The sequence below is a fragment of the Saccharopolyspora terrae genome (genome assembly GCF_004348435.1).
Taxonomy (GTDB): Bacteria; Actinomycetota; Actinomycetes; order Mycobacteriales; family Pseudonocardiaceae; genus Saccharopolyspora; species Saccharopolyspora endophytica.
In genome coordinates, this window is record NZ_SMKS01000099.1 from 1 (window position 1) to 14,882 (window position 14,882).

A 14,882-nucleotide genomic window follows, 5' to 3' on the forward strand; every position below is an offset into this window, starting at 1 on the left:
CTGAGGCCTTTGGTGGTATCGGTTGATCTTGGTCGACAACCCTTCTACCAGGGGCCTCACCATGCCCAGCGCCGCCCCGCTCCAAGTTCATCCCCACCGAATCCGGAAATCCTTACGCCCCAACACGATCCGATCAGGATGAAAAGACCTCACTATCCGCTACGTGGGGCGCTTCCGGGGCAGCTTCCGTGCTGGTGGCGCTGTGACCAAGCGCCGTGTTTCTCGCTGTGCGCGCCGCTGGCACATCCACAATCTCTCCGGGCATCTCTGATGCTGGACGGGCCTCGGCAGGGGCGGCCGGATACGGCTGCGCTAATCCGGCCTCGTATGCCTTATGAATGGTCGTGTCTGTTGCACTCGCGCGGTTCCGTTTGAGCGCTTGGTTGAGCAGTTCGACCGATAGCAGGAGCGCAAGTGGTGGGCAGGCGGTTGCGGCGATGGAGAAGGCGTTGAGCTCGGGTGCGGAGGCGATATTAACGCACAGAGACAGTCCGATTCCGAGTGTAAACGCTAAACGATGTCTCGTAACCCGGTGATCTTGTGGGCGGGTGCGTGGTTGATCATGTGCTGATGCAGGTGATCTCGGCGGCACGGTCGGACTGGATTGCCCCGTTCACGGGCTTGGAGCCCCGGCAGTTTCGGAAGCTGGTGGCGGTGGTGGCTCGGCGTGGTGGGGAAGCGATCGCGGACGGTCGTCCTGGCCGGCAGTGGCGGCTGCGGCTGGAGGATCGGGTGTTGTTGGTGGCGGTGTATTGGCGGACGAACCTGACGATGCGCCAGATCGGCCCGTTGTTCGGGGTCTCGCACTCGGCCGCGCACCGCGTGGTTGACACCCTCGGTCCGCTGCTGGCCTTGGCTCCGGTGCGCAAGCGCCGGGTCGATGCGGTGGCGATCGTGGATGGGACTTTGGTGCCCACCCGTGATCGACGTCTGGCCGCACCGTCGAAGAACTATCGCTACTCGGCGAATCTGCAGGTCGCCATCGACGCCGATAGCCGCCTTGTGGTCGCCATCGGTGACCCGCAGCCGGGCAACCGCAACGACTGCACGGTGTATCGAGAATCCGGGATCGACCGAGAACTCGCCGGGCGGGCGGTGATGGCCGATGGCGGCTACCAGGGCAACACCGGCGTGATCATGCCCTACCGCAAGCGATCCGGCGGCCAGCCGCTGCCGGACTGGCAGGAAGAGCTCAACGCCACCCACCGCAAGGTTCGTGCTCGCGTGGAACACGCACTGGCCGGGTTGAAGTGCTGGAAGATCCTGCGCGACTACCGCCGCGAGGCCAGCACACTGGCCACCACCGCCTCCGGCATCGCCCATCTCCGCAACCTCGCCCTCGACGCCTAACCAAAGACCCCACGCCCCAACCAGAAGATCAGTTACGAGACAGCGCTTACGACCTCGTGCATGGTTAGTGATGACGCGCGTTGGGGTGTAATGCGGTCTTGGTTCACATCGCCGCGGCTGTCAGTGCGGCGATGGGCTTGCGTTGTGGACGGTCGATACGTTGGTGGTCCGACAGCAGTCCAGCCACTGCGCGGACGGTGTCGTCGAGGTTGTCCCGGCGTCCGAGATGGCGAGCCAGGCTGCGCCAGTTCTTCAGATGGGCAATGCCATGTTCCACCCGCACTCGCCGTCTAGCGTAGGATTTCCGTTGCTCTGCACGAAGTTCGGCGATGCCGGGCATACGCGCCAGTCGCTTCTTGTGATGCCTCAATGTCGGGGTGAGCACCTGACCACAGGTCTGCGCACCGAGGCCTTGGTAGCCAGCGTCAGTCAGGATTTCGACTGCCATGGTGTGCTCAAGCCAGTCAGGGACTCCGGCCTGCCGGGCTTGGGTGATGTCAGCGGTGCTACCCCGGGCCGTGGCCCCGCAGAACAACACGCGTCCCTGCGCATCAGTGATCATCAGCGCTTTCATGGCGTTTTGGCGGGACTTGCCGGAGATGAACTGGTGCCGACCCGCCCGTTTGATGGTGGGTCGGCGCACCCGGATCTCGGTGGCGTCCATCAGTGCGGTCTGCCGCACGGTGTCGAGGTAGGCGACGACATCGGCCACCGTGCGCAACCGAATTCCCTGCTCCACGCGGCAACCGCGATCGGCTAACAGCGGCCGGATTTCGTGAATTGCCCGTGTGATCGTCGAACGGTCGACGCCGAACCATGCCGCCAGCACATCATGGGTGCTGCCATGCCGCAGATGCACAAGCGTGGCCAACAGCCGATCCACGAACACCAGCTTGTACTTCGCCCCCGCACCCGGCGCCCGCCGCCACGGACGCTCAGAGAGCCGGGCATCCTGGCGGGCCTGCCACACCGGGCCCACCTCCGCCACTAACTCGGCGATGACCTGCTCAGATAACCCGGTCACCCGACGACTCGACAACACCCCAGCACGACCCACACCAAGATCATCCCAGTTGAGGTCACTAACCATGCACGAGGTCGTTAGACGTGACGAAACGTGCTCTTGAAGAATGGGCTGGAGCTCGTCACGCTTATCCGATCTTGGAGGAGGTCGGCGGGTCGACAGGGCCGCGCAAGTCCTCGGGGTGAGCTTCTGCGAGGGGCTTGACGTCCGCCCCGGGCAGAAGGCCTTGCCCGCCGCGTCGAGCAGTTCGCGGCCCATGTCCGGGGTTCACGCGTTGAGGGCGTGCGGGCGGTTGAGCTCAATGTGGGCCAGCCCGCCTGTCACCGATTACGTGATGTCCGCGTATCCGGCGCAGGTGCCCTCGGTCGAGGAGCGCTGTCGATCACGATCAGCCGACCGGGACTGCCGCCTGGTCGAGCACCGTGGCGAGATCCCAGTAGTCGTCGTGCGAGAGCAGCTTGCCGTCCTCACCGAAGGTGCACACGGCCACGCCGGGAACGCTGAACCGGGTGCTCGCGAGGTCCACGAGCTTGCCAGATCGCAGCTTCAGCGGCCCGCTGACGGTGCCGGACCACACCCACAGGGAGGTCAGCCTGCCGTTCGTGGCGTAGGTGTCGCCGAACTCGATCAACGAGTCCGGCGCGAACTTCAGCATGAAGCGGTGGAAGCGAGTGATCTCGTCGTGCCCGCGGTAGGTTCCACCCATCGCGACGTCGGCGTAGCTGCCCTTTGGGTCGAAAAACTTCACCAGGCCGCCAGGATCGGACGACCAGGCCTTGCCGTAGGCCGCTGCGAAACCGGGATCGGAGGGGTGGGGTGTCATCGGCGTCTCCTTCTTGTGCGTGCTCGCATCAGAGTCTAACGCAAGTTAAAATTTGTGTCAGGGTCGGAGCGCGGGGAACATCATTGACGGCGGTGAGGCACTGGCGCCGAACTTGCGGAACTCCGCTTCGACGAGGCATTCCGGTCCACCTATGGATATCCGTACGTTCCGCCGATGTACCGCTCGGTACTGGAGTTCATGCACCCCGACGACCGCCCGATCGACCACGACTTGATCACCAGCATGGTCACCGACGGCACCAAACCCGGCGGACCGTCGGCGAACATGCAGCAGTTCGTGATTTTGCAGTTCCGCTGCCGCGAGAAGCGGCCTGTTCAAAAAGCGGGGTCAGGGCGACGTGAGCCTTCCTGGCGGCGTGCTCAACGTGGCCGCGGCCGGCGCGAAGATTGGTGTCCGCGGACTGGGCGCGGATGAGATGGTATCGTTGCGGGACGATTGGCCGACGGCAGTCCGGGTGGACGTGGTGCGGACATCGTCCCTCGATCCGGTGGGCGGCGAGGCAACTAATGACGCGTTCGCGTTCGCGCTCGTGCGCTCGAAGGCCGCTTGGTGGTCCTAGGTTTCGCCGCGGGCGGCATGCCTTAAGTCAAGGTGAACCGGCCTGCTGCTCCGGAACATCGCGCGATCGGAGGCGGCCGGGGTGAGTTCCTTCGTCGCAGTCCAGCATCCTTGGCGGAGGTCGACCAGGCGCTCTCAGCGATCGTCGAAGAGGGTTTCCGGCCTCCGATGACCGCGCGCTAACCGTTGTCCGAGGGTGGGCGGGCACTGGCCGATCTTGAAGCGGGAAAGGTGGGGAAAGCAGTTTTACTGCCGTGGAAGTCGTGAGCGGAGCGGCCTGCGGAGAATCGTCCGCAGGCCGCTCGCGCGGTCAGTCGGCCAAGTCGCGGCCGATGATCTCCTTCATGATCTCGCTGGTTCCTCCGTAGATCGTCTGTATGCGGGTGTCGACGAACGCGCGGGCGACGGGATAGTCCCTCATGTACCCGTACCCGCCATGGAGCTGCATACAACGGTCCACAACCCGCTTCTGAAGCTCGCTGACGTGGAGCTTGCCCTTGGCGGCGTCCACGGGAGTCAACGCGCCGTCGTTGAAGGCCAACACGGATTTGTCGACGTAGGCCTGGGCGACGTCAATCTCCGCGGCCATCTCAGCCAGTTCGAAACGCACGTGCTGAAACTTCCCGATCGCGCCGCCAAAGGCCGTGCGCTCTGAGCAGTACCGTCGGGTCTCCTCGAAGACGGCGCGGCAGTTGGCGATGGCCTTCACCGCCACGCCGAGGCGTTCCCTGGGCAGGTGGCCCATGAGGTGCTGCAGGCCGCGACCCTTGGTGCCCAGCAGGTTCTCCGCTGGTACGCGGACGTCGTCGAAAAACAGTTCGGCGGTGTCCTGCGCCGGAAGGCCGATCTTGTCCAGCTTTCGGCCCCGCTTGAAGCCCGGCGTGTCACGCTCCACGACGAACAGGCTGAATCCCCTTGAGCCAGCGCTGGGGTCGGTCCGAGCGGCGACGATCACGAGATCGGCCATGATACCGCTGCTGATAAACGTCTTCTGCCCGTTGAGGATCCAATCGGTTCCGTCACGTCGGGCGTTCGTCCGAATCGCCTGCAGGTCGCTGCCGGTTCCAGGTTCGGTCATCGCGAGCGCGCCTACGATCTCGCCACGTGCGAAGCCGGGAAGCCACCGGCGCTTCTGCTCGGGGGTGGTGAGGTCGAGCAGGTAGTGCAGGACCAGGTCATCTTGCAGTGAGACGGTCAGAGCGAAGGACAGCGAGTGCGCGTTCGCGATCTCCTCCGCCGCAACCATTCGGAACCGGTAGTCGAATTCGCCGGCGCCGCCGAATTCCTCGGGTATCTGCAGGCCGTAGATCCCGTGTTTGGCGGCGGCGGTGAAGACCGAGCGATCGATCCAGCGCTCGTCTTCCCAACGCGAGTGTTGCGGCACGACTTCCCGGGCAACGAACTCCCGGACGGTGTCGCGATAGGCTTCGTGATCCGCTGTGAAGAGGTTGCGTTCCATCGGTTCAGCCAATCCGTTCGATGATGGTGACGTTGGCCTGCCCGCCGCCTTCGCACATGGTCTGCAGGCCGAACCGACCACCCGTGCGCTCGAGCTCGTGCAGGAGCGTGATCATCAGCCGGGCGCCGGAAGCGCCGAGCGGGTGGCCCAGCGAGATGGCCCCCCTGTTGACGTTCGTTTTTTCCGGGTCGGCGCCGATTTCCTTCAGCCACGCGAGGACGACGCTGGCGAAAGCTTCGTTCACCTCGAACAGATCGATGTCATCGACAGAGAGGCCGGTCGTGGCCAGCGCTCGCTGGGTGGCCGGCAGCGGTGCGATGAGGAGGTTCACGGGGTCCGACCCGAGAACGGACAGGTGATGGATCCGGGCACGTGGTGTGAATCCGTGGGTGCGAACCGCATCTCCGGAAGCGATCAGCAGGGCGGCCGAGGCGTCCGAGATCTGGCTGGAGACGGCCGCCGTCAGCCTGCCATCGGGGACCAGCGTCTTCAGCTCGGCCATCTTGGCCAGGGAGGTGTCCGCACGGGGCCCCTCGTCGTGCTTGACGCCCTCGAACGGGCTGATCTCGCGGTCGAAGCGTCCCTCCTCGCGCGCGCTGACAGCGCGCTGGTGGCTGCGAAGCGCGAACTCCTCCATGTCGGCTCGGGTGAAGCCGAAGGTCTCGGCAATGGTCTCCGCGGAGCGGAACTGCGTGATCTCCTGCGACCCGTAACGGCCCTCCCAGTTCTTGGAGCCCGACCACGGATCGGTGGCGCCGTAGGGCTCGCCCGCGATGAACGAGCTGAGGATGGGGAACTGGGTCATCTTCTGCACGCCGCCGGCGAGCACGAGGTCCGACGTCCCGCTCATCACGGCCTGCGCGGCGAAGTGAACGGCCTGCTGCGACGAGCCGCACTGCCGATCGATCGTCACGCCGGGCACCGTTTCGGGGAGCCCAGCAGCGAGCGCGCAGGTCCGGGCGATGTCGCCGGCCTGCGATCCGATGGTGTCGAGACAGCCGTAGATGACGTCGTCGATGGCCGCGGGATCGAAATCTCCGCGTTCGACGAGGGTCCGGATGACGTGGGCGCCGAGGTCCGCCGGATGTGTTTCGGCGAACCCGCCCTTGCGGCGGCCCACAGGGGTGCGGACAGCGTCGACGATGTAAGCCTCGGGCATGGTTTCTCCTCCGTTGGAACCCGTAGAGCGATCCTCGTAATTTAACGCAGATTCGAATTGTGGGTATGGGCTTGTGACAAGGGAAACCCGAGTCCATGCCGGACCAGGCTCGTCGCCGTGTCGATAACGGTGGACAGCGACCCCTGGTGGGGGTTCCACCACTCGGGGGTCCAGTTCAGGGCTCCCATGACCAGCATCCGTGCGGCCCGGAGGTCGAGGTCAGGGCGGATGAGGCCGGCGGTGCGAGCTTCTTCCAGGAGGCGTCGCCAGAGTCCCAGGTACTCGGCCCCCTCGGAGCGGAGCCGGTCGCGGACGTCGTCGGGCAGCTGGCCCTGGTTGCGGGTCACGGCGGTGGCGAAGTCGGACAGCTGCAACTCGACCTGCAGGTGCGCCTGGACCGCGGTGTCGATGCGATCCATCGGAGGGCTGCCGGTTGGGAGGGCGGTCAGGGCGCTCTCGACGTGCTCGCGCAACCGTCGCTGACCGACCGCCATCACTTCGGCTATCAATTCCTCGCGGGAGTCGAAGTAGTAGTACACCGCGGGTGCTCGGACCTCGGCGCAGTGCGCGATGTCGGTCAGCCTCGTCGCGGAATACCCCTTCGTGCTGAGTATCCTCGCCGCAGCGCTGAGAATCCGGTCGCGTGTGGCCGAGGCGGTGTCGGTCCCGTTCTTCCTGCGCTTGCTCGTCACCATCGAGTCCCGTCGGCTCAGGGCATCGAGTAGCCGCCGCTGACCGAGAAGACCTGCCCAGTCACTTGCCGAGCGGCTTTTTCGGAGGAGGCCCAGACCACGGCTGACGCGACGTCGTCGGCGGTGGTGAGCCTGCGCAGCGGGATGCCTTCGGTCAGTGCTGCGATCTGCTTCTCGGTGAAGACCGAATCTTGTCCGGTGGCCCACAGACTGCTTGCCCCGATGGCGCTCTCACCTTCCGGCAGGACGAGTCCGGGGCACACGACGTTGGACCGGATGCCGTGCCGGCCGTGTTCCTTGGCGACAGTTCGGGCCAAGGCGATGACGGCGGCCTTGGTGGCGCCGTAGACCCCCTGGCGCATCTCGCCGAAGGCTGCGTCGCTGGAGATGAACACGATGGAGCCCTCGCCCTCGGCGCGCATGGCGCCGAGGGCCGCCTGCGTACAGTCGATGGCGGCGAACATGTTGACCTCGACGAGGCGCTGCCAGCGCGCGCGGTCGGTGTCCTCGGCGATGAAACCGGGCATGCTCCACCCGGCGTTGTTGACCAGGACGTCGATGCCGCCCCATCGATCCAGCAGTCGGCCCACGACTCGCTCACCCGCCCCCTCACGGGTCAGGTCTTCGTCAGCGACCTCGACGGTATCGGCTCCGCGTTCGAGTGCTTCCGCTCGGACTTTCACAGCTTGCTCGCCGTCGACGTCGCAGATGGTGATCCGCGCACCTTCTGCGGCGAACCCGTGGACGATGCCGCGGCCGATGTTGGATGCGCCGCCGGTGACGAGGACGCGTGCTCCGCGCAGGCCGAGATCCATTCCTAGCTCCTTTGCTGGGGCCAGTCTGCGGTTGACGGTCCGATGTTATCTAATTTATCTTCAATTTGAAAATGTCGTCAGCGCAGTGGAGCGTGCATGAGGGTCTTCGGGAGTATCGCCGAGTTTTCAGCCGCGGCCGGTGAGGAGCTCGGCAGCAGTGAGTGGCTGGTGGTCGATCAGGAACGCATCAACACCTTCGCCGACGCCACGGGAGACCACCAGTGGATCCACGTGGACGTCGAGAAGGCGGCGAAGGGGCCCTTCGGCGGCACGATCGCGCACGGTCTGCTCACGCTGGCCTTGCTGCCGACATTCCTGCATCAGATCTACCGCGTCGACAATGTGTCGATGGCGATCAACTACGGCATGAACAAGGTTCGCCTGCCTGCGCCAGTCCCGGCCGGCGCCAAGCTGCGCGGAACCACGAAGCTGCTCGAGGTCACCCCGATCGAGGGTGCTGTTCAGGCGGTGCTGTCGACGACGATCGAGATCGAAGGTGGAGCGAAACCGGCGTGCGTTGTCGAGTCGATCGTGCGGTACGTCGGATGAGCACGGGACTCGTCGCGGGACGCACGGCCCTGGTGACGGGGGCCGCTCAGGGCATCGGTCTGGCCATCGCGCGTTGCCTCCACCACAACGGTGCGAAAGTGGCGCTGGTCGACCTGGACGGCGACCGGGTCCGGGAGGCCGCCGCCGATCTGGGTACCGGAGTGCTCCCGCTGGCGTGCGACGTGACCGACGAGCACGCGGTCGACACGACGATCCGTCAGGTGATCGAGGAATTCGGCGCGCTGGACATCCAAGTCAACAACGCGGGGATCACCAGGGACGCGTCGTTGCGGAAGATGACCGCCGCGGACTTCGACGCCGTCGTCAACGTGCACCTGAAAGGCACGTGGCTCGGGGTTCGGGCCGCTTCGGCCGTGATGCGCGAGGCAGGCAGGGGATCGATCGTGAACATCTCGTCGCTGTCGGGCAAGTCCGGCAATCCCGGGCAGACCAACTACAGCGCGGCCAAGGCCGGCATCGTCGGGCTCACCAAGTCCGCGGCCAAGGAGCTCGCGCACAAAGGAGTGCGGGTCAACGCCGTTCAACCGGGTCTTATTCGCACGGCCATGACCGAAGCTATGCCGCCAGAGATCTTCGCGGAGCGGGAAGCGGACATTCCGATGAAGCGCGCGGGCGAACCTGCGGAGGTCGCGGGTGCCGCGCTGTTCCTGGCCTCGAATCTGTCCAGCTACATGACCGGCGCGGTGCTCGAGGTCGGGGGCGGTCGGTTCATGTGACGGGAGACGAGATCCTCCTCACCGACGAACCCCGGCCGGGGATCGTGCGGCTCACCCTGAACAGGCCGGAGCGGCTCAACGCGCTGACCCCGGTGCTGCTCGACCGGCTCGCCGAGGAACTGGACCGGCTTGAGCACGAGAGTTCTGCGCGGGTCGTGGTTCTTACGGGCTCCGGTCGCGGGTTCTGCGCAGGATTCGACCTCGACGAGATGGCCGCTACCTGGACGCAGGGGCTGCCCGACCTGCTGGCGAGTCAGGAGGGCTGGGTCGCGGCGGTCGAGCGGATGGTCGGTCTGACGATGCCCGTCATCGCGGCCGTGGACGGGCCGGCTGTCGGCGCGGGCATGTCACTGGCCATGGCCGCGGATCTGCGCGTGGCCACGCCCCGGGCGCGCTTCGGTGCGGCCTTCGTGCGCGTCGGTCTGTCCGGGGCCGACCTCGGCCTGTCCTGAAGCTTGCCTCGCGTCGTCGGCATGGGCGTGGCCGCCGAACTGATGTTCACCGGGCGTGAGGTCGACGGCGACGAGGCAGTGCGCACTGGGATGGCCAACCGGTTGTGCGCGCCCGCGGACCTCGCAGGTACGACGCTCGACCTCGCGGCCGAGATCGCGGCCAACAGCCCCTTCGGTGTGCGGCTCACAAAGCAGGCGCTGCGCACCGGGGTCGATGCAACTTCCTTCCGGGCGGCGGCTGAGTATGAGAACCGCAACCAGATCCTCGCATCCAGGACCGAGGACATGGCCGAGGCGCTCGCGGCCCGCCGCGAGAACCGGAGACCCGCCTACCAGAACAGGTGAACACCGTGAGCAGTCAAGACACCGTCGTCTCCGCGCGTGCGGATGGCCCCATCGGGCGCATCGTGCTCGATCGGCCGGAGGCGATGAACGCCATCACCGTCGAGCTCGGCCTGCAGCTCGAGAACGCGTTGTGCGAACTGGCGGAGAGGGTGAACGTCATCGTCGTCCGGGGAGCGGGCGGCAACTTCTCGGTGGGTGGCGACTTCCACGAGCTCGAGCGCCTGCGCGCAGCGGGCCCAGAGGCGCTGCGGCCGCTGTTCGAGAACTTCGGGCGTGCGTGCGCCGCCATCTCCGGGCTGCCCGTTCCCGTGGTCGCTGTGGTGGAGGGCAACGCCACGGCCGGGGGGTTCGAGCTGATGCAGGCGAGCGACATCGCTCTCGTGCGAGCCGATGCGAAACTCGCCGACAACCACGCGAACTTCGGCCAGGTGCCAGGCGGCGGGAGCTCGCAACGGCTTCCGAGGTTGATTGGCAGGCAGCGAGCGCTCGGCCACATCCTCTCCGGCGAACGTCTCTCCGGAGAACAGGCGGCTGAATGGGGGTTGGCGTACCGAAGTTTCGCGCCTGATGCCTTCGAAGAGGGGGTCGCGGCGTTCGTCGAGCGGTTGGCCGGCAAGGACCGGACCGCCCTCGGCAAGATCAAGCGGCTCGTGCACGACGGGCTCAAGATGCCACTGGTCGACGGTCTCGCCAAGGAGTTGGCGACGGTCATCGACCACGTTGGAGGCGATGCGGCCGGAGCCGGAATCACCTCCTTCACCCGGAGCGAAGGGGCCTGACATGACCAATGATCTGATCGACTCCGGTCCGGTGCTGCTGGGCTTGGACTCCGACGGAGTCGCGCACCTGAGTCTGAACCGGCCGGAGGCCGGGAACGGCTTGAACGTGGAGATGCTCCAGGCTCTGCATGCGGCGATCATGCGGGTGCACCGAGAGCCGCGGGTGCGGGCGGTGATCGTCTCCGGTGCGGGGCCCCACTTCTGCGCGGGTGGTGACGTTCGGGACTTCGCGAGCAAGGGGGAGGGCCTGCCCGACTACCTGCGCGAGGCGACTGCTTGGCTGCAGATCGCGGCGTCGGCGTTGGTGCAGTTGAAACCGCCGGTCATCGCGGCCGTGCACGGGTTCGCCGCCGGTGGTGCTGGCTTCGGCCTCGTGTGCGCGGCGGACTTCGTGGTGGCCGCCGAATCGGCCAGGTTCATGTCCGGCGCGGTTCGCGTCGGAATGGCGCCCGACGCCGGTGCTTCGGTGACACTCAGCAGGCTCGTCGGTCTCCGCAAGGCGATGGAAATTTTGCTCACGAACCCGACCTTGACCGCCTCCGAGGCACTGGACGCGGGTCTGCTGACGAAGGTGGTCGCGGACGAGTCGCTGCACGACGAGGTTCTGGCTCTCGCGCACACCGTGACCGCGTTGCCACCGCAGGCCATTGCTGAAACTAAGCGGTTGCTGTGGCGGGGGACCGGTAGCTCCCTCGAAGATCAGCTGCCCGAGGAGGCGCGGACGGTCGCGGCGCTGTCTGGCACAGCAGATGCCCGCGAAGGGCTCGCCGCGGTGATCGAACGCAGGCCCGCCCACTTCACCGGAGAGTAGAGATGTCCCCTTGCGTGCTGACCGTGGACCGAGGAGCGGTCCGAGTGGTCACCCTGAACCGGCCGGACAAGCGCAACGCGATCGACCTGGAACTGCGGGTGGTGCTCGCAGAGGCGATCGAAACGGCCATGACCGATCCGGCAGTGCGTGCCCTGGTTCTGACCGGTAGCGGTGGAACCTTCTGTTCAGGCGGCGACATCTCGACCATGAAGCGGCAGCCCAGTGACCAGACGATCCCCCGGGCTGAGGCCGCCCAACGCGTGATCAAGGCGATCTGGGGCGGCCCCAAACCTGTCATCGCCGCCGTCGAAGGATTCGCATTCGGGGCGGGAGCGGCTCTCGCCCTCGCGTGTGACCGCGTCATCGCCACCACCGACAGCACCTTCAGCACGACCTTCACCGGTGTCGGGCTCGCCGGCGACATGGGTGTGTTCGCCTCGCTCCCAGCGCGCGTCGGGCCTGCTGTGGCGCGTCAGTTGATGCTGCTACCCCGCCGGGTGCCCGCTGCCGAGGCCTACGAGCTCGGATTGGTGGACAGACTGGCCGAGCCCGGGGAGGCGTTGATCGACGCGCTCGCGGACGCCACGTCGATCGCTGAAGGTCCTCCCCTGGCTCTGGCCGAGATCAAGGCCATGCTCGGAGACTGGCCCTGTGACCCCTGGCAGGTGCTCGATCGAGAGGTTGACGTGCAGGCCCGGCTGTTCGACACAGCGGACTTCGAGGAGGGCGTCACCGCGTTCCGCGAACGCCGCACCCCGCACTTCCGTGGTTATTAGAAAACAAAAATTAACGAAGAACATTCCGGAATAGGCGATCTTGCAGCTTAAGTTGTACGGCGATGCCGATGACTTTTTAACAAGGATTTGGCAAATTGACGGAACGGGGCGCGGTGGAGCACCGCGCCCGGCCCTCAACCAACGGAGGTTGACGCCGTGACCACCCCAAACTCCCTGTTCTCCGATCCCGAGAGCGCTCTGACGAATGAATCCCTGTGGGTGCGTGACGATTCGGTCCCGCTCGTCGACCACACGGTCGGTTCACTGCTCGCGCTGCGAGCTCGCGAACATCCGGATGCACTCGCGCTGGTGGGGGCATCGCACGGCGTGGCGGCTCGTCGCCGATTGACCTACCGGGAGCTGTACGCCGAGGCGGTGCGCGTCGCGCACGCGTTGCTCCGACTGGCCCGCCCCGGGGAGTTCGTCGCCCTCTGGGCTCCGAACATCGTCGAATGGCCGATCGTCCAATACGGCGCCGCACTGGCAGGTGTGCGGCTCGTGGCGATCAACCCCGTGCTCCGCCCGCATGACCTGGCGTACGCCCTGAACCACTCGGAATCGGTGGTTCTCATCCATGCCGACCGCAGCCGGGACTACGACCTGGCGGCCGTGGTGGCGTCGGTTCGGAACGACTGCCCCGCGCTGCGCCACGTGATCAACCTGTCCGACTGGACGACCTGGTTGGACGCCAGTGACGACGGCGGCTTTCTTCCCGCAAGTGATCCTGACTCGCCGGTGATGCTGCAGTACACCTCCGGCACCACCGGCAGGCCGAAGGGGGTCCTGCTGCGGCACAGGTCTCTGGTCAACGTTGCGAAGCTGACGTTGGAGGCCGCGGAGGTCGGGCCAGGCCCGGTCGCGGTGAACCCACTGCCGATGTTCCACACCGCGTCGTGTGTGATCGGCACGCTCGGACCGCTGTGGCTCGGTGGTTGTGTCGTGCTCGTCGAGCGTTTCGAGCCGGGAGCGGTCCTCGACCTCATGCGGGACGAGCACGCCGATCTGCTGTTCTACGTGCCCACGGTGCTCGGTGCGTTGCTGGAAGTCGCGAGCAAATCGGCCGAGCCGGTGCCGCGGCTGCGCACTGTGATGGGTGGGGCGGCGAACGTGCCGCGGGTGATGATCGAATCGGCGGAGGAGCTGTTCGGCGCTTCGGTGCACAACTTGTTCGGTCAGACCGAGCTTTCTCCGGTGTTGTCCATGACCCGGCGCGGTGATAGCCACGAGGATCTGGTGCGGACGGTGGGCCGCCCCCTCCCGCAGGTCGATTGCAAGATCGTCGACCCGATCACCGGTGGGACGCAGGCGCTGGGGGTGTCCGGCGAGATCTGCGCCCGCGGCTACCAACAGTTGGTCGAGTACCTGCATGATCGGGATGCGACCGCGCGGACCGTGGACGCGGAGGGCTGGGTGCACACCGGCGATCTCGGCAGCATGGACGAGCGCGGGGTGATCACCCTGACCGGGCGGCTCAAGGACCTCATCATCCGCGGTGGGGAGAACATCGCTCCCGCAGAGATCGAGTCGTGCCTGATGGAGCACGACGCGGTGCTCGAGGTGGCGGTGGTCGGTGTGCCCGATGAGAAGTGGGGCGAGACGGTTGGCGCGGTCGTGCGGCTGCGGGAAGGGCCGGTGTCTGGTTTGCGGGAGGAACTCGAAGCGCATTGCCGTGCGCTGCTCGCGCCGTTCAAGGTCCCGCAGCACTGGTTGTTCGCTGACACCTTGCCGGTGACCCCGACCGGCAAGGTGCAGAAGTTCAAGCTGGTGAAGTCGGTCGTCGAGGGAAACCTGACTCCGCTGACGTGATCGCGTACGCGAGGTTGCGCGTACCCCGCCTTTGGTCAATCTAAATACGATTAAATTAGGAGGTAGCCGTGGCGACCGACATCGAGCAACGGCGCTCCCGTCTTCGAGCGCGGTTCCCTCGGTGGGTTCCGCGGACGCTGGGCGGGTGGTTGGACCACTGCGCAGGCGAGTTCGTCGACCGCCCGTTCGTCATCACCGACGAGGGCACCATCACTTATGCCGAGACCGCCAGGTGGGCCACCCGCCTCGCGGACGGGCTCGCGGCGCTCGGCGTGCGGCCCGGTGACCGCGTGGGCATCCTCATGGCCAACTACCTGGAGTTCGCTCCTGTGAAGTTCGCGGTGGCGAAGGCAGGAGCAGTGGCGGTCCCGTTCAACTACCTCTACCGAGCGGAGGAACTGCAGTACGTGCTCGGGCAGTCGGAGTGCTCGGTCCTGGTCACGATGACCGGCTTCGGGGATCTCGACTACCTCGACATGCTCGACCGGATCGCCCCCTGCTGGGAGACGGGAGAGGTCGCCGGGCTGCCGAAGCTTCGCCACGTGGTGCTCCTGTCCACCGATGGCCGCGGCCACGAGGGTGTGCTCACCGTGCCGGAGCTAGGGGGTGTCCTTAAAGTGGGTGTGGGTGACCTGGTTTGATCTTGGTTGATGGTGCGTAGGCATGAGCTGACTGATGAGCAGTGGCAGGTCATCGAGGCGTTGTTGCCGGCCTCGGGTGTGGCGG

15 protein-coding genes and 1 pseudogene are annotated in these 14,882 nt (G+C 66.1%); 10 read left to right on the forward strand and 6 right to left on the reverse strand.

The genetic code is table 11. From position 1 onward, the window contains the following. Positions 1-570: 570 nt before the first annotated feature. Positions 571-1,350, forward strand: a complete 780-nt coding sequence (locus tag E1181_RS29555) for a transposase family protein (RefSeq protein WP_132679699.1) — start codon at positions 571-573, stop codon at positions 1,348-1,350. Between the two features lie 103 nt (positions 1,351-1,453). Here E1181_RS29555 and E1181_RS29560 read toward each other — a convergent pair whose 3' ends face one another. Together E1181_RS29560 and E1181_RS29565 are read right to left on the reverse strand one after the other, a co-directional pair. Continuing rightward, on the reverse strand, positions 1,454-2,374 hold the full coding sequence (locus E1181_RS29560) for a transposase family protein (protein ID WP_207922374.1): 921 nt from the start codon (positions 2,372-2,374) through the stop codon (positions 1,454-1,456). A gap of 388 nt (positions 2,375-2,762) precedes the next feature. After that, a complete protein-coding gene (locus tag E1181_RS29565) occupies positions 2,763-3,197 on the reverse strand; it encodes a nuclear transport factor 2 family protein (protein WP_132679701.1) in 435 nt (144 codons plus the stop codon). A gap of 376 nt (positions 3,198-3,573) precedes the next feature. Here E1181_RS29565 and E1181_RS29570 point away from each other — a divergent pair, with 376 nt between their 5' ends. Beyond that, a complete protein-coding gene (locus E1181_RS29570) occupies positions 3,574-3,777 on the forward strand; it encodes a hypothetical protein (protein WP_132679702.1) in 204 nt (67 codons plus the stop codon). A 309-nt stretch (positions 3,778-4,086) separates the two neighbouring features. Here the strand turns inward: E1181_RS29570 and E1181_RS29575 are convergent, their stop codons facing one another. The 4 genes from E1181_RS29575 to E1181_RS29590 are packed head-to-tail and all read right to left on the reverse strand — an operon-like array spanning position 4,087 to position 7,901. After that, entirely contained in the window at positions 4,087-5,235 is a 1,149-nt protein-coding gene (locus E1181_RS29575; protein WP_132679703.1) for an acyl-CoA dehydrogenase family protein, read from the reverse strand. Positions 5,236-5,239: 4 nt separating this feature from the next. Next, on the reverse strand, positions 5,240-6,394 hold the full coding sequence (locus tag E1181_RS29580; protein ID WP_132679704.1) for an acetyl-CoA C-acetyltransferase: 1,155 nt from the start codon (positions 6,392-6,394) through the stop codon (positions 5,240-5,242). 41 nt (positions 6,395-6,435) lie between these two features. Next, entirely contained in the window at positions 6,436-7,089 is a 654-nt protein-coding gene (locus E1181_RS29585) for a TetR/AcrR family transcriptional regulator (RefSeq protein WP_132679705.1), read from the reverse strand. A gap of 14 nt (positions 7,090-7,103) precedes the next feature. Beyond that, a complete protein-coding gene (locus tag E1181_RS29590; RefSeq protein WP_132679706.1) occupies positions 7,104-7,901 on the reverse strand; it encodes an SDR family NAD(P)-dependent oxidoreductase in 798 nt (265 codons plus the stop codon). 96 nt (positions 7,902-7,997) lie between these two features. On the opposite strand from E1181_RS29590, the gene E1181_RS29595 reads away from it, so the two are divergent. The 8 genes and pseudogenes from E1181_RS29595 (at position 7,998) to E1181_RS29635 (ending at position 14,797) form a co-directional block, all read left to right on the forward strand. Continuing rightward, positions 7,998-8,450, forward strand: coding sequence for a MaoC family dehydratase (locus E1181_RS29595; RefSeq protein ID WP_132679707.1), 453 nt, complete (start codon positions 7,998-8,000; stop codon positions 8,448-8,450). Further along, positions 8,447-9,187, forward strand: coding sequence for a 3-oxoacyl-ACP reductase FabG (gene fabG, locus E1181_RS29600; protein ID WP_132679708.1), 741 nt, complete (start codon positions 8,447-8,449; stop codon positions 9,185-9,187). Before E1181_RS29595 ends, fabG begins: the two co-directional genes overlap by 4 nt. Before the next feature lie 44 nt (positions 9,188-9,231). Beyond that, a pseudogene (locus E1181_RS32395) lies at positions 9,232-9,984 on the forward strand (enoyl-CoA hydratase/isomerase family protein). Beyond that, complete coding sequence (locus E1181_RS29615) at positions 9,981-10,763, forward strand: enoyl-CoA hydratase/isomerase family protein (protein ID WP_235877145.1); 783 nt, start codon at positions 9,981-9,983, stop codon at positions 10,761-10,763. Before E1181_RS32395 ends, E1181_RS29615 begins: the two are co-directional and overlap by 4 nt. Before the next feature lies 1 nt (position 10,764). Next, positions 10,765-11,574 carry an enoyl-CoA hydratase/isomerase family protein gene (locus E1181_RS29620; RefSeq protein ID WP_132679711.1) on the forward strand — a complete coding sequence of 270 codons (810 nt, stop codon included), beginning with the start codon at positions 10,765-10,767 and terminating at the stop codon, positions 11,572-11,574. 44 nt (positions 11,575-11,618) lie between these two features. Beyond that, the gene (locus E1181_RS29625) at positions 11,619-12,350 is read left to right on the forward strand and encodes an enoyl-CoA hydratase/isomerase family protein (RefSeq protein WP_235877146.1); all 732 of its coding nucleotides are present in this window, start codon (positions 11,619-11,621) and stop codon (positions 12,348-12,350) included. Positions 12,351-12,506: 156 nt separating this feature from the next. After that, positions 12,507-14,156, forward strand: coding sequence for a class I adenylate-forming enzyme family protein (locus E1181_RS29630; RefSeq protein WP_235877147.1), 1,650 nt, complete (start codon positions 12,507-12,509; stop codon positions 14,154-14,156). A 68-nt stretch (positions 14,157-14,224) separates the two neighbouring features. Beyond that, positions 14,225-14,797 carry an AMP-binding protein gene (locus tag E1181_RS29635; protein WP_132679713.1) on the forward strand — a complete coding sequence of 191 codons (573 nt, stop codon included), beginning with the start codon at positions 14,225-14,227 and terminating at the stop codon, positions 14,795-14,797. Positions 14,798-14,882: the final 85 nt, after the last annotated feature.